This is a genomic window from Agarivorans sp. Toyoura001 (assembly GCF_005405585.1).
Lineage (GTDB): Bacteria > Pseudomonadota > Gammaproteobacteria > Enterobacterales > Celerinatantimonadaceae > Agarivorans.
This window is the reverse complement of sequence record NZ_BJEQ01000009.1, coordinates 118195-133037: the sequence shown is the minus strand read 5'-3', so window position 1 is coordinate 133037 and position 14843 is coordinate 118195. Positions and strand designations below refer to the sequence as shown.

Below are 14843 nucleotides of genomic sequence, written 5' to 3'. Positions count from 1 at the left end.
ACCAGCTTATCAAATAAAACTCAACAGCAACAGTTTATTACCCTAGCTGTTATTGTCAGCAAATAAAGAGATTGGTGGTGCTTGTAAGCTATCTTCTTGGTCATGAGTGACTAGAATCGCAGGAATATTCAGTGCTTCAATTCTTTCGCGAACAAATTCCCGGAACTGTTTGCGTAAGGGTTTATCCAACTTACTGAAGGGTTCATCTAATAGCAGAACTTTGGGCTCAGCCAGTAGGCTTCTCAATACACTAACCCTCGCCCGCTGCCCTCCAGACAAGCTGGCAATATCGCGCTGCTGAAAGCCACACATGCCAGCATCACTTAAAGCCTGTTCTATTATAGAGTTGGCATTGTTTTGCTTATCACTTGCTAATGCGTATTGCAGGTTTTGCCCCACCGTAAAGTGTGGGAACAATAAATCATCTTGAAACAATATCCCAACTCGCCGCTTCGCTTGCTCAAGCTCGAGAATGTCTTTTCCTGCTAGCTTAATGCTACCACTGCAAGACAAAGAGGGATCTAAGGTGCCGGCTATTGCAGCCAATAAGCTAGATTTGCCACAGCCACTAGGGCCCATGATAGTCACTATTTCCCCTTTAGCGACTGACAAATTGAGCTCACTGATTAAGTCTTTACCAGATAAACTCAAACTAAAATGACTAATATCTAACACTAGGTTTGCATTCCTCGGTGATGGCGGTAGCGCCATTTAGGCCAAATAATAACCATGCTGTATACCAGTAAAGGTAACAAGGTTTGCCATATAACCATAACCGCCGTAACTCTGCGATCACCACCTGAGGCTAACGCTACCGCCTCAGTGGTTAACGTGGTGACTCGTCCACCACCCACAAACAAAGTAGGCAGATACTGAGCAATGCTTACCGCAAAACCAATGGCAAATGCTAAACCCAGCGGCCGAGTGAGCATGGGTAATTTGATTCTCAGAAAGCTACGCCAGTAGGAGTGCGATAAACTAATTGCAGCTTGCATATAACGATTGTCGAAGCTTCGATAGTTATCCACTAACGCCAAGTATACATAAGGTAAAACAAAAATCAGATGTGCCCACACTACAGTCAACACGCTGCCGTCTAAACGGTATTTAAATAACTGAACCTGTACACCAAACAAAAATACCACCTGCGGCAACAGCAAAGGCAGGTACATAACTAACGACCACCAGCGTGAGGGCTGAGCCTGCTTTAGTTGGTACTCTAAACAGCCAACCACCAATACCAAGCTGCTTGCTGATGATAACAAAGCAATAATCAAACTGTTTAGCAGCGGCGTATACAAATAACTGCCTGCTTGTTGCCAATAATGCCAACCCCACTGTGCGGGCAAAGCATCGGGAAAGCGCCAGCGCCAAGTAAAAGACCAAATGACAATAATCAGCAAACTTAATACTAACAACAGCACCGTACCCACTAACAAAATACGGGCGGGTTTCGCACTAGAGGAAGCTTTTCTTAAGCCCTTCAATGCGCTTTGTAAGTTGTGTTTTAAATAAAGCTTCTCTAACAGCACTGCCACTAACAAGCTCAGGATAACTGCAGCCAACAACAATAAAGAGCCTGCTGCGCCCAACAAGCGCATTTCGATATTGCTATCGCTAAACCATTGCCAAACGAGTAATGCAAAGGTCACTGGCTTTGTGGGGCCAATAATTTGAGCAACATCCACTACCGTTAACGAAAACGCAAGAACCGTAAAAAATGGCAAGCGAATACGCTTAATTAGCTGGGGGAATAAAACCTGCCGCCAGATTTGCTGGCTAGAATAAGCAAAGCTTTGGCCTATCGCCAAGCTGCGTTGTACAGGTAGTTGAGAGCACGCTGCCATTAATACCAGTAACATAAATGGCAATTCTTTAATCCATAGAGTAACAATTAAGCTCAAGCCCCACGCATCTTGCGTGCTTTGCCACATAGGCGGGTAATCGAAACCAGTTAACCAAGGTGAAACCAAGCGAACTAACCAGCCACTGGGTGCAAGTAGGAACAATAGCGCAATCGCCATGGCCGCATGAGGAATAGCGAGAAACGGGGCTAGGCTTTTTTCTAGGAATCGCCACCAAGCACTTTGGTAGCAGTGCATAATTAGCCACAAAGCGCTAACTAGAGAAAGGATAGCGGCGATCCAGCCAGTAAATATACTTAACGCCAGCGAATGCCATAAAGAGGAGTAACTAAACAGTTCACGCCAAACCGATAAATTCAATTCGGTTTTAGAAGCGATAGGCAAATAGCCAAAAGCTGGTAATAGAGTATCAACAAATCCAAACAACAAAGGCAGTAACAACAACACACTAGTGGCTAGCGGAAACAGCATTACTGCCTTTTTAGATATGCCCTTCATCGACTATAACGACGCAACCACTCTGCTTCTAGCAAAGCTACCCAAGTGGCGTGAGGTTCGCCCCTAACATTGGCGCGGTCTGCAGCGCTTAAACTCGCGCTATTACCCTGTTGCTTAGCAAACAGCTGTTGTTGCTCATTACTGAGTTTATCTAACGCTAGTACTGTTGGATCGCCCCAATAAGCTAAATCCGCTTTGCGGGCTTGGGCCTCTGGTGACAACATAAAGTTGGCCACCACCATGGCTGCGGCACTAGAGTCACTATTAAACGGAATTGCTAAAAAGTGAGTATTACCCACGGTACCACTTTGGTGAACATAACTACGCACCGAATCTGGCAGTAAACCTTGCTCAATAGCGGCTGCAGGATCGTTGGGGTTAAAGCTGAAAGCAATACTTAACTCACCGTCGTTAAGCAACTGTTGCATTTGGCCACTGCCACTAGGAAAACTCTGGCCACGGCGCCACATTAATGGATGTAATTTGTCTAAATAAGCCCACAAACCTGCAGTCACTTTATCAAAGGTTTGCTTGTTAACAGGTTGATACAGCTGCTCGCTATCGCTAATAGTTTCTAACAAGGCCTGCTTAATAAAGGTGGCTCCATAAAAGCTTGGCGGCGCTGGGTAAGTAAATAGTCCCGGTTGTTTTTCCAGGTAAGATAATAGCTTGGCCATTGACTTAGGTGCCTGCGGCAAGCGTTTGCTGTCGTGATAGAAAGTGAGCTGCGCCCCACCCCAAGGTGATTCATAACCGTCAACAGGCAAAGTGAAGTCATACAGTAAAGCAGGATTATTCTCATCGGTTAAGGCCATATTAGGTAAGTGCTGACTATATGGGCCATAGAGTAATTTAGCTTCTTTTAACGCGCGGAAGTTCTCTCCGTTTACCCACATTAGGTCTACGCTGCCACCGTTAGTGCGGCCACTCACCTTCTCCGCCAAAATACGACTCACTACATTAGCGGTGTCGTTAATTTTTACGTGTTCTAACTTTACACCGTAACGCTGCTCCACTTGTTCGCCGGCCCAGCGAATATAAGCGTTGATATTATCAGCCCCCGCCCAAGCGTTAAAATAAACAGTTTGTCCCTTCGCTTGCTGTTCCACTTCAGACCAAGTGGATGCCGCGTGGGAAACCATACTCAGCAAAGCCGTTACCAACACTATTATTAAACGCACACTAACTCTCCTTGTTCAGTCGCTAAAACAGAACACTACATTGTTGCTATAGTGAAACCGGATTAATCTAAATAATCTTTCAAAATCCTTTAAAATCATAGCCTAAAAACAAAAAAACCGCGCCTAGGCGCGGTTTTTTCAAGCTATATAACTGAAATTATTCAGCAGCAACAACTTGTAGAGTAACAGTAGCATTAACGTCTGTGTGAACTTGAATAACAACTTCAATTTCACCAGTGTTACGTAATACACCGTTTGGTAGGCGAACTTCAGATTTAACTACTTCAACACCAGCAGCAGTTACAACATCAGCGATGTCGCGAGTACCGATAGAACCGAATAGTTTACCTTCTTCACCAGCTTTAGCTTCGATAACAATCGCTTCAAGAGCGTTTAGTTTCTCAGCGCGAGCTTCAGATACTTTCAAAGTTTCTGCTAGTTTAGCTTCTAATTCAGAACGACGAGCTTCAAAAACTTCAACGTTGCCTTTAGTAGCTGGTACAGCTTTACCTTGTGGGATCAAGAAGTTACGTGCGTAACCTGCTTTAACATTAACTTGATCACCCAAACCGCCTAAGTTAGCGATTTTGTCTAATAGAATAATTTCCATTACCTTTCCTCGATTAATTCGATTGAGTTAGGCTAATTGCAACAAGGATTTACTTATGTAAATCAGTGTATGGCAATAGAGCCAGGTAACGAGCACGTTTAATAGCGCGTGCAAGTTGACGTTGGTATTTAGCGCTTGTACCAGTAATACGACTAGGTACAATTTTACCACTTTCAGTGATGTAGTTTTTCAGAGTTGTTGTATCTTTATAATCGATCTCAACAACGCCTTCCGCTGAAAAGCGGCAGAATTTACGACGACGGAAAAAACGTGCCATAACATTATCCTCGTGATAACAAATCAATTTCAGAAGCATGAAGTACCAATCGGTATGTACCGTTGGCCGCTTTGTGGCTATTTATAAAACCACTTACTTTTACTTCACACCCCATACTTATATGCGATGAATCTTGCTTCAAAATATCGCCACTTGCGACTACTGCCATCTGGCAATAGGCTTGGCGCGAAAATCCAGCTTCTTGTTGCTGCGAACGATGCTCTAGCCAAAACTGACAATGTGCAACACCGGCCGGACTAGTAGAGCGTTTTGGTGCGCGTAATACCCGCCCCTGCAGTACTAATCTATTCTCAGACATACGTCTTATTCTTCGCTAGCTGACTCTACGTTAGCTTCTACTGCTGGTGCTTCTTCAGTTGCTGGTGCAGCTTCTTCACGACGAGCTGGACGCTCATCATCGCGGCGAGCTGGACGCTCATCACGAGCTTTAGCAATTGGAGACATCTCTGTAGCAGCAGACTTAGTGCGCATGATCATGTTACGGATAACAGCATCGTTGAAACGGAAAGCAGTTTCCAATTCATCAACAACTTCTGCGCTAGCTTCAATGTTCAAAAGAACATAGTGGGCTTTGTGCAATTTTTCGATTGGGTAAGCCAATTGACGGCGGCCCCAGTCTTCCAAACGATGAATGCTACCGCCGTTATCAGTGATAACTGCTGAGTAACGCTCGATCATGCCTGGAACTTGTTCGCTCTGGTCTGGGTGGACCATGAATACGATTTCGTAATGACGCATTATTGCTCCCTACGGGTTATAGCCTCGTTCATGGTACAGCCGGACCGAAGAGGCAAGGAACTAAAAGTAAAATGACTGTTTTAGGGGCGCTGATTCTATGCGAAGGTGAGAATTTAATCAAGTTAAATTAAAGCCGCTGTTAGATTATCTAAACAGCGGCTTTTCTGTTGATGCTTATACGGCGCTAAGGCCAGTGTTTAACGGCGCTGGCGTACTGCTTCAAATAAACAAATACCAGCAGCAACTGATACGTTTAAACTAGAGACGGTACCCGCCATTGGAAGCTTAACCAGCTCATCACAAGTTTCGCGTGTTAAGCGGCGCATGCCCGTACCCTCGGCACCCATCACTAATGCCATTGGCCCTTGCAACTTGGTGTCATAAATAAACTGCTCTGCCTCACCTGCAGTGCCCACTACCCATACACCTAATTGCTGTAACTCACGCAAGGTTCTGGCTAGGTTAGTCACCACCACTAGCGGTACAGTTTCTGCCGCGCCACTAGCCACTTTACGTACCGTAGCATTTAGCTGAGCAGAGTTATCTTTAGGCACAATTACGCCAACTACGCCTGCTGCATCGGCATTACGTAAACAAGCGCCTAGATTATGTGGATCCGTTACGCCATCCAATATTAAAAATAGCGGCGCTGTCGTTGATTCAACTAATTGCTTTAAATCATGCTCGTTATAGCCGCGCCCTGCTTTTACTCGTGCCACAATACCTTGGTGCTGAGTGCTCTCTGCTTTGTCATCTAAGGCTTTACGAGGCATAAACTGCACAGATGCCCCTAAGCGACGCATTTCATTCAGTAGCGGTAATAAGCGGTCATCTTGACGACCTTTAAGCGCAAATACTTCAATAATACGCTCTGGGCTGCGCTCTAATAATGCTTGCACTGCGTGCAGGCCGTAAATTACTTGTTGGCTCATGATTAATTCTTCTGTTGTTTAGCGGCTGTGCGCTCTTGTTTACCAGGGCGTTGCTTGCGTTTTTTCTTGGGCTTCTTACGCGGTTTCGCCTTGGCGTCATTATTCGGTTTTGCTTTCTTAGCATCTGGGTCACGCTGCTGCCAAGGGCTAAAGCCACCTTTGTTCTCAGAACTGGTGTCTTTATTACTGTCACTAGCAGTACTTGGCTTGCGTCGTTTACCTTTATTTTTTGTATCGCGATGGCGTGGTTTCTTTTTACCGCCATTGCGTCCAGTGGTTTCCCGCTCTTCACCAGGTTTGGTAAAACGCTTGCCGCGGCCACCATCTTTACCACTGCGCTGTGGGCGGTCAAACTCATCGGCTTGGCCATCTTTGTTAACGATGACAAATTCCATTTTACGGTCGGCCATATTTACCGACGCGACCTTTACCGTTACTGCATCACCAATGCGGAAACGTTTGCCGGTTTTCTCACCCACCAGTATCTGACGAGCTGCATCATAATGATAATAATCGCCACGTAAAGAATTGATGTGCACTAGGCCATCAATATGAAACTCTTCCAAACGGGCAAAAAAGCCAAATCCGGTGACCGCTGCAATGGTAGCGGGCAATACCGTACCCACATGATCTTGCATGTATTCGCACTTAAGGCTGTCAGACACTTCACGTGTTGCATCATCGGCGCGGCGTTCGGTCATTGAACAAGCTTCACCAAACTTATCCATTTCGTCATCTTGATATGAATAGCCGCCTGTCACTGTCCACTTATTTTTAACGGTTTTACCTGCCGCTTCCGCCTCAAGCTTGTTGACTAAAAATTTAATCACCCGGTGCAATAACAAATCTGGGTAGCGGCGGATCGGCGACGTAAAGTGCGCATAAGACTTAAGGGCTAAACCAAAGTGCCCCAAATTGTCTGGCTGATAAACCGCCTGCATCATTGAACGCAGCAACATGGTTTGAATAAGTTCTAAATCTGGACGCTCTTGAATTGATGCCACTAAGGTAAAGTAGTCACTCGGCTGAGGCTCATCACCACCGCCAAGCGGCAAACCCAGTTCATTCAAAAAGCCTCTAAAGTTAGTCAGACGCTCTTTGCCTGGTCGGTCGTGCACTCGGTACAAAATAGCTTGCTGATGTTTCTCTACAAATTTTGCAGCCGCTACGTTTGCTTGGATCATGCATTCTTCAATCATCTTGTGCGCGTCGTTACGGGTTAGCGGCACAATTTGCTCGATTTTGCGTTGAGCATTAAAAATAAAGCGGGTTTCTTGAGTTTCTAACTCAATACCTCCACGCTGTGCGCGGCTAACTTTTAGCGCACTATAAAGACGATGTAACTCTTGCAGATGCGGAACTTGATCGGCATAACGTTGCGCTAGCGCTTCATCACCATCGAGAATTGCTGCCACTTTGTTATAAGTAAATCGCGCATGTGAATGCATCACCGCTTCGTAAAACTTATAGCCCGACAAACGCCCCGCTGCCGAGATGGTCATTTCAGCCACCATACACAGGCGATCGACTTGCGGGTTCAGTGAACACAAACCATTAGATAACTGCTCTGGCAGCATAGGAATCACTTGGTCTGGGAAATAGACTGAATTACCGCGATTAAGCGCTTCTCTATCTAATGCGGCGTCTGGGCGCACATAATAAGAAACATCAGCAATGGCGACCCACAAACGCCAGCCACCTGATTTTTTCGCCTCACAGAACACGGCGTCATCAAAGTCGCGGGCATCTTCACCATCAATGGTGACTAATGGTAAGTCACGCAAATCAACTCGATTTTGCTTAGAAGCCTCATCCACTTCTTCTTCAAGCTTGCTCACCGCTTTAGTGACAGCATTTGGCCAATCATGCGGAATATCATGGTTGCGTAAAGCCACCTGAACTTCCATGCCCGGAGCCATTTTTTCGCCCAGAATGTCGGTGACTTTACCCACCGCCAGTTTTGGCGCGACAGGGCGACTAACTACTTCAATCACCACCACTTGGCCTTGGCGAGCCCCGGCGGTATCGTTTTTACCAATCAAGATGTCTTGGTTAATCCGCGAATCATCTGGCACCACGTAACGGAGATTACCTTCAACAAAGTAACGGCCAACTAATTCGACCTTACCCGCTTTAAGCACTTTTATGATTTGGCCTTCACGGCGGCCTTTTTTATCCATACTCGACGGCGCAGCCAGAACAAAGTCGTTATGAAACACTTTGCGCATTTCTTTAGCCGGAAGGAATAAGTCGGTGCCTTCTTGGGTGGTTTTCAAAAAACCAAAACCATCGCGATGACCAATAATGGTGCCGGTAACCAAACCTAAACGTTCTGGCAAGGTATAGGCGCCAATACGTGTGGTGACTAACAAGCCTTCTTCTAACATATGCGTTAAGGTTGCCGAAAAATGGGCTTGCTGTTCTTCAGAACATAACGCATGCAGCCAGTCTTTAGAAACAGGTGCCATTTCTTCGGTTAAGGCATTGAGTAAGGTCGATGTAAGAGTGGCCGACGCAGCCTGATTTTGCATTAACTAACCTATCAAGTTGAGCAATTGAGGGAGTTACCCTTCAAGAATAGCTCTATGTTAATGCTTTGCGCGTGGCTTTAGTAGGGTTGGTTACTGGCTTTAGCTTTGGCTACCACGTAATCGGGCATCTTCGACGCTAATGAAGCAAGCAATTGGCTGGCTTCTCGGTGCGTTTTTTTATCGGCAATAATAGAGTGATGTAACCAGCGATAAGCATCTTCGTAATCGTAAGGGCTGCCCTTACCTTCGACATACAGTGAGACCAAACGTAATTGAGCCGGAACAAAGCCTTGGCCTGCGGATTCTCTCAGCAAAGGAATCGCTTTAGCATAGTCTTGCTGTACCAAGGTGCCAGTAGCGTAGTAGCGCCCTAGTTGTTCCATGGCAGCGGCTAAACCTTGATTCGCGGCGCGCCACATGTACATCACACCTAATTCTGGGTTAGGTTCTACACATACCCCCCAAGCCAGCATGTCGCCCCACAAAAACTGATAAGCGGGAATGGCCACTTTCTCGGCGCGCGCTTCAATGTCTTCTACCAATTGACAGTCATCGGCTTTAACACGCGTCAGGTGCTGGTTATTGTTAATCCAAGTAATTAATTCATCTTGCCTATACAGCTGAACCGCTTCTATGTCTGATGGGCTAGTATACTCAGTGGGATCAATAGTTACCGGCTCTGCTTGCTGCTGAGGAGCATCAAGTTCGTCTTCTACCGACAAAGCGTCAATAGACTCAGCAAACGCCGAGGTGCTTAAGCCTGCTGCTAGAAGTAATGAAATGAGTTGCTTATTCATAGCCGTTCCTATCGTCTTAACAATTATGCTATCGGCAAGGCTGGCAAAAACTAAAGTGACTTTTTAGCCACAAAAAAAGGAGTGCAAGCACTCCTTAGTATCGGCTAGTGGAAGAGTTTAAACAAACTCAACACCTTTATCGATATCGCCGTGTAAGGTATCTAACATACCTTCAACTGCGGCTTTTTCAAAGGCGCTAATCTCACCGTAAGGTAAGACTTCAGCAACACCTTGAGGACCCAAACGGATAGGTTGAGCAAAGAACTTAGCATGCTCGCTGCCGCCGTCTACGTAAGCACACTCAATCACGTCTTCGCCTTGCGCTGCTTTAACTAAAGACAAACAGAAACGTGCTGCTGCTTGGCCCATAGAAAGTGTAGCACTACCGCCACCAGCTTTAGCTTCAACAACTTCTGTACCGGCATTTTGGATGCGTGTAGTCATTGTTGCAATTTCTTCATCAGTAAACGAAATACCGTCTAACTGAGAAAGCAATGGCAAAATAGTTACGCCGCTGTGGCCACCAATAACGTTAAGTTTAATGTCTGCTGGGTTTAGGCCTTTCGCTTCAGCGATAAAGGTTTCTGAGCGAATCACGTCTAGTGTGGTTACACCAAACAGTTTAGCAGGATCATATACGCCAGCATTTTTTAATACTTCGGCCGCGATTGGAACCGTGGTATTTACTGGGTTAGTGATAATACCAATACATGCCTTTGGACAAGTAACGGCAACTTTCTCGATAAGGTTTTTAACGATGCCCGCGTTGATATTAAATAGATCTGAGCGATCCATACCAGGTTTACGCGCTACACCGGCAGAAATTAGAACAATATCGGCACCTTCTAGGGCCGGGCTAGGGTCTTCGCCTGCGAATCCTTTAATGGCCACTTGTGTAGGGATGTGGCTCAAATCTACAGCAACACCAGGTGTTACTGGGGCGATGTCATAAAGCGAAAGTTCAGAACCAGCGGGTAACTGGGTTTTTAATAGTAATGAAAGGGCTTGGCCAATTCCGCCTGCAGCACCTAATACGGCAACTTTCATCCAACTTCTCCATGCTTTTTTGTAATTGTAGAGGGGATGTCTATAAAGACAGAAACAAGATAACGGAATCCGCTCTAAAATACAATTTAGCAACATTTTTAAAGCAACTTTAAAACAGTAAAAAGCTGCCTTAATCACACTTTAACTATAGGGTTTAAGACCTTGGTCTAACAGTGTTTGTTAGTTAAAGAAGGACTGGTATATTGTTCGGTAACTGCCGTTATTTTTTAACACATTAAGCGCATGGTTGATTTGATTCAGCAGGTCTTCGTTTTGCTTTGAAACCGCCATACCTAATCCGCTAGCCGGATAGTTTTCATCCACTTGAGTCACAAACTCCGGATGGCTTGCCAACCAATAGTGAGCCGCTGCCGAATCTAAAAATACCGCATCAATTTTAGCTTGATTCAAATCTGCTAAGGCGAGTTGATAACTGGGGTAAGCAATCGATAGAATATTAGGCCGTTGTTCACGTAAGAAGCGCATAAAGCTCGAGCCACTTTGTACCGCAACCACTGAGTTGCTTGCAACTTCTAGCTCAGGCTTCGTGAGATAAACCGCCATATTATCGAAATAAGCATCACTAAAGCTTACTAAGGTTTTACGTTGCTCGGTAATATCTAAGGCTGATATCGCCACATCGTAATGATCGGCAGCAACGCTAGATAACAAACTATCAAAGGGCTGATGGTAAAACTCACACTCTCGATTTATTTGTTCACAAATGGCCTTAGCCAACTCAATATCGAAGCCCACCAGCTGCTTGTGCTCATCAAATGATTCAAAGGGCGGATAAGATGCTTCGGTAACCACTCGCAGAGGTTTATCGTCAGCAAGTACTGATTGAAGTACGAGCAAAGGAAGAAAGAACAGAGATTTTAGCCACATAGTTAACTACACACCAAGTTTGATGTTGCTATCATAATTCAGCTTAGCAAAGCCTCACAAGAAAATGTTGGCTAATTGAACAACAATTATGTGTTTCACTATGCATTTATATGCATAAAACTAGAATAAAGTTGATATACATATAAAAGTTGGCGACAATAACCGCGGATTTACAAGCTCGGATCACCGATGAAATATAGCGATAAACAAGAACAGTTAATTAAAGCATTTAAATCACTGTTAAAAGAAGAACGTTTTGGCTCTCAAGCTGAAATAGTGACCGCCCTACAAGATCAGGGTTTCGAAAATATCAACCAATCGAAAGTGTCACGCATGCTAAGCAAGTTTGGCGCAGTGCGTACTCGCAACGCAAAAATGGAAATGGTTTACTGCCTACCAGCAGAGTTAGGGGTTCCTACTGTTTCTAGTCAATTAAAAATCTTAGTACTAGAAATGGATTTCAACGATGCCTTAATCGTTATTCATACTAGCCCTGGTGCGGCGCAGTTAATTGCCCGTTTGCTAGATTCATTAGGTAAAGCTGAAGGTATTCTTGGCACCATTGCTGGTGATGATACTATTTTTATTACCCCTACCCGCCAAGTAGCTATTGCCGATGTATTTCAATCGGTAAAAGAACTGTTTGAAGTTGCCTAAGGCTTCAAAAAACACTTCCCCAAACTACACTTTGGGGAAGACAAATGCCGCATCACCATTAACCGATAACCATACCTTAGTGCCCGGACTTGCTTGCCAATGGTCACGCATTCGCGCATGAATCACCTGCTCAGGTAATTCAGCTAGCTGTAACCTAAAGTGCGTTTCATTACCCATTGAATGCACCGAGATAATACTCGCTTCTATTTGTTGGCTGTTTTCAAGCTGATGCACCACCACATCTTTAGCGCGAACAATCACCTCTGCCAGTTCGCCATCGTTAATTTGATTGGCCGAAAAAGCCCCTAAAGCGGTACTAACCGCACCTTGCTCTACCGGCGCAACAAAGCGATTGCTTGGGCCAAACAATGCTGCCACAAAGGCATTTGCTGGCTGATTGTAGATTTCTTGAGGGCTAGCATTTTGTACAATTTCCCCCTGCTCCATCACAACAATACGATCCGCGATAAACATTGCCTCTAGCGGGTCGTGAGTCACCATCACTGCGGGGGTTTTGGTTTTCTTCAATACGTCGAGGGTTTCTTCTCGCACTTGTTGGCGTAAATGCTCATCGAGCGCAGAGAACGGTTCATCCAACAACATGGTGTTAGGCTCTGGAGCTAAAGCGCGCAATAGGGCGACACGCTGCTGCTGGCCACCCGACAAGGTATGCGGAAAGCGACCTAGCAGACCTTGCATGCCCATGTTGTTTAAGCTTTCTTCAATCCACTGGCGACGCTTTGGTAAGTCTTGTTGCTTGCGTAGTCCGTACTCTATATTGGTTTTAACACTCATATGCGGAAACAAGGCATAGTCTTGAAACATCATACCTATGGCACGTTGCTCTGGAGCTAAGTGTATAGCTTGTGCTGGGGCTGCGACTAACTTGTCTTGCAAGTACAGCTCACCACTTTGCAGCCGCTCTAAACCTGCGACTAAACGCAATAAGGTGGTTTTTCCGCACCCTGATGGGCCCAGCAGCGCTACAATTTGGTTTTCTTCAACCTCAATACTGACATCTTTAAGCGCCTGCTGTTCACCGTAGAAATGATTAACTTTACGTAAAACAATACTCATTGCGGGTTTAGTGTCCTTGTGGGCGCTGTTCTGAAGAGCCAATATTTCGACTCATAATGATAACCGGAAGAATACCTGCCAATAATATGGTTAAGGCAGCTAAAGCACTTTGCTCTAGTTGCTCCAAAGAGGCTAAATCCCATACTTGAGTAGACAAAGTATTAAAATTGAACGGCCTTAAAATTAAGGTAATTGGCAGCTCTTTCATGGTGTCGACAAATACTAACAACATAGCAGTAAGTAAGCTTGGCCTGATCAGCGGTAAATGGATCCGCCATAGCGTTTTACCAGAGCGACTGCCTAATACTCGAGAAGCGTCATCCATTTCTGGCGTAATTTTAGTTAGGCTGGCATCTAGGGTGCGGTAACTTAAGGCAATAAAACGTAAAGAGTAAGCCAACACTAAAGCCCCTCCTGTGCCGGTAAGCAGTAAACCTGTAGGGTAGTTAAACCAAGCTTTCATTAAGCTATCGACCGCATTATCAAACAAGCCAAGCGGATACAAAATACCTACCGCCAACACCGCACCAGGAATCGCATAACCCAGCGTTGCTGCCTCGGCGATGCTACGCATCTTATTACTTTTAGATAAACGTACTCCATAGGCTAGTAATAAACCTAAGGCTGTAGTGAGTAACGCCGCCATTGCAGCTAACGAAAAGCTATTCCACGCATTAGTTAAATACTGGTCAAAGCCAGAATCTAAGTTACGTAAAGCATAATTACTTAACACCGTGACCGGCAGGATGAAACCCAAACTAATCGGCAACAAACACAGTAGCGTGGCCGTCCAAGCTTTAGCGCCTTTAAGAGGCTCGGCAAACATTGCTGGAGATTGCCCAGTCAACTTGTAAAACTTACCTGCGTTGCGGCTGTAACGCTCTAGCCCCAGTAGTAAAATGGAGAAGCTCACCAACATCAAGGCAATTTGCGCAGCGGCCGACAAACTACTCATGTTCAGCCATACATCAAAAATACCCGCGGTAAGCGTGGGCACCGCAAAAAACTCTACGGTGCCATATTCATTAATGGTTTCCATTAAGGCTAAAGTCACACCCACTACTATGGCTGGCCTTGCCAACGGAAGCGCTACTTTAAAAAAGCTTTGAGTTTGGCTTTTCCCTAAACAGCGACTCATTTCAAATAGCTGCGCGGCTTGCTCGACAAATGCAGCGCGAGCCAGCAAATACACATAAGGATAAAGCACTAAACTTAGTACAGCGATAGCACCTTGAATCGAGCGGATCTCAGGAAACCAATAATCGCGCGCGGTTTGCCAGCCAAAAATTGCCCGCAAGCTTTTTTGCACAAAGCCAGCGTATTCCAACTGATCGGTTATCACAAAGGCCAGTATGTAACTCGGTACAGCTAAAGGCAGCAAAAGTGCCCATACAAAAACAGATTTTAAAGGGAAGTTAAATCGAGTAACCAACCACGCCGCCCCTGTACCAATAAAAGCGGTAAACAGGGTAACTCCCATACACAACAGCAGGGTGTTTTTAACATATATCCAAAACACCGTATCGAGCAGATGCTGCCAAATTTCTTGGTTATTCGCCCAAGATAACTTAAATAAGGTGATGACCGGAATAAACGCCAGAATGGCAATCGCAAGCGCTATCCATACCCATAGATCGAAGCGAGATTTAGACAACAATAATCGAACCGAAGTAGACGTAGCGGTAGTGCTCATAGCTTCCAAACAAAAAACGGCGCTGCGCCGT

Annotated in this window: 15 protein-coding genes; 1 reads left to right on the top strand and 14 read right to left on the bottom strand. The window is 45.3% G+C overall.

From position 1 onward, the window contains the following. Positions 1 to 42: 42 nt before the first annotated feature. From FFR00_RS12420 to FFR00_RS12365, 12 genes are all read right to left on the bottom strand, one after another. Positions 43 to 675 (bottom strand): ATP-binding cassette domain-containing protein, encoded by a 633-nt coding sequence (locus tag FFR00_RS12420; RefSeq protein ID WP_137673725.1) that lies wholly within the window; start codon positions 673 to 675, stop codon positions 43 to 45. Beyond that, entirely contained in the window at positions 675 to 2336 is a 1662-nt protein-coding gene (locus FFR00_RS12415; protein ID WP_137673724.1) for an ABC transporter permease, read from the bottom strand. The genes FFR00_RS12420 and FFR00_RS12415 overlap by 1 nt, the downstream gene beginning before the upstream one ends. A gap of 23 nt (positions 2337 to 2359) precedes the next feature. Then, a complete protein-coding gene (locus FFR00_RS12410) occupies positions 2360 to 3544 on the bottom strand; it encodes an ABC transporter substrate-binding protein (protein ID WP_137673723.1) in 1185 nt (394 codons plus the stop codon). A 157-nt stretch (positions 3545 to 3701) separates the two neighbouring features. After that, the gene (gene rplI / locus FFR00_RS12405) at positions 3702 to 4154 is read right to left on the bottom strand and encodes a 50S ribosomal protein L9 (protein ID WP_137673722.1); all 453 of its coding nucleotides are present in this window, start codon (positions 4152 to 4154) and stop codon (positions 3702 to 3704) included. Positions 4155 to 4203: 49 nt separating this feature from the next. Next, positions 4204 to 4431, bottom strand: coding sequence for a 30S ribosomal protein S18 (gene rpsR, locus FFR00_RS12400; protein ID WP_137673721.1), 228 nt, complete (start codon positions 4429 to 4431; stop codon positions 4204 to 4206). Between the two features lie 4 nt (positions 4432 to 4435). Next, complete coding sequence (gene priB, locus FFR00_RS12395) at positions 4436 to 4750, bottom strand: primosomal replication protein N (protein WP_137673720.1); 315 nt, start codon at positions 4748 to 4750, stop codon at positions 4436 to 4438. 5 nt (positions 4751 to 4755) lie between these two features. After that, a complete protein-coding gene (rpsF, locus tag FFR00_RS12390; RefSeq protein WP_137673719.1) occupies positions 4756 to 5190 on the bottom strand; it encodes a 30S ribosomal protein S6 in 435 nt (144 codons plus the stop codon). Between the two features lie 197 nt (positions 5191 to 5387). Continuing rightward, complete coding sequence (gene rlmB, locus FFR00_RS12385; protein ID WP_137673718.1) at positions 5388 to 6122, bottom strand: 23S rRNA (guanosine(2251)-2'-O)-methyltransferase RlmB; 735 nt, start codon at positions 6120 to 6122, stop codon at positions 5388 to 5390. Positions 6123 to 6124: 2 nt separating this feature from the next. Next, a complete protein-coding gene (gene rnr, locus FFR00_RS12380) occupies positions 6125 to 8653 on the bottom strand; it encodes a ribonuclease R (protein ID WP_137673717.1) in 2529 nt (842 codons plus the stop codon). Between the two features lie 77 nt (positions 8654 to 8730). Next, positions 8731 to 9450, bottom strand: coding sequence for a tetratricopeptide repeat protein (locus FFR00_RS12375; protein ID WP_137673716.1), 720 nt, complete (start codon positions 9448 to 9450; stop codon positions 8731 to 8733). A 117-nt stretch (positions 9451 to 9567) separates the two neighbouring features. Continuing rightward, positions 9568 to 10497: a malate dehydrogenase gene (gene mdh, locus FFR00_RS12370; protein WP_137673715.1), complete on the bottom strand. Its 930-nt coding sequence runs from the start codon at positions 10495 to 10497 to the stop codon at positions 9568 to 9570. Positions 10498 to 10677: 180 nt separating this feature from the next. Continuing rightward, positions 10678 to 11385 carry a transporter substrate-binding domain-containing protein gene (locus FFR00_RS12365; protein ID WP_137673714.1) on the bottom strand — a complete coding sequence of 236 codons (708 nt, stop codon included), beginning with the start codon at positions 11383 to 11385 and terminating at the stop codon, positions 10678 to 10680. A gap of 189 nt (positions 11386 to 11574) precedes the next feature. Here FFR00_RS12365 and argR point away from each other — a divergent pair, with 189 nt between their 5' ends. Further along, positions 11575 to 12042: a transcriptional regulator ArgR gene (gene argR / locus FFR00_RS12360; RefSeq protein ID WP_137673713.1), complete on the top strand. Its 468-nt coding sequence runs from the start codon at positions 11575 to 11577 to the stop codon at positions 12040 to 12042. 24 nt (positions 12043 to 12066) lie between these two features. On the opposite strand, the gene FFR00_RS12355 is transcribed toward argR, so the two are convergent. Further along, entirely contained in the window at positions 12067 to 13119 is a 1053-nt protein-coding gene (locus FFR00_RS12355; RefSeq protein ID WP_137673712.1) for an ABC transporter ATP-binding protein, read from the bottom strand. A gap of 7 nt (positions 13120 to 13126) precedes the next feature. Further along, a complete protein-coding gene (locus FFR00_RS12350; protein WP_137673711.1) occupies positions 13127 to 14812 on the bottom strand; it encodes an iron ABC transporter permease in 1686 nt (561 codons plus the stop codon). Positions 14813 to 14843: the final 31 nt, after the last annotated feature.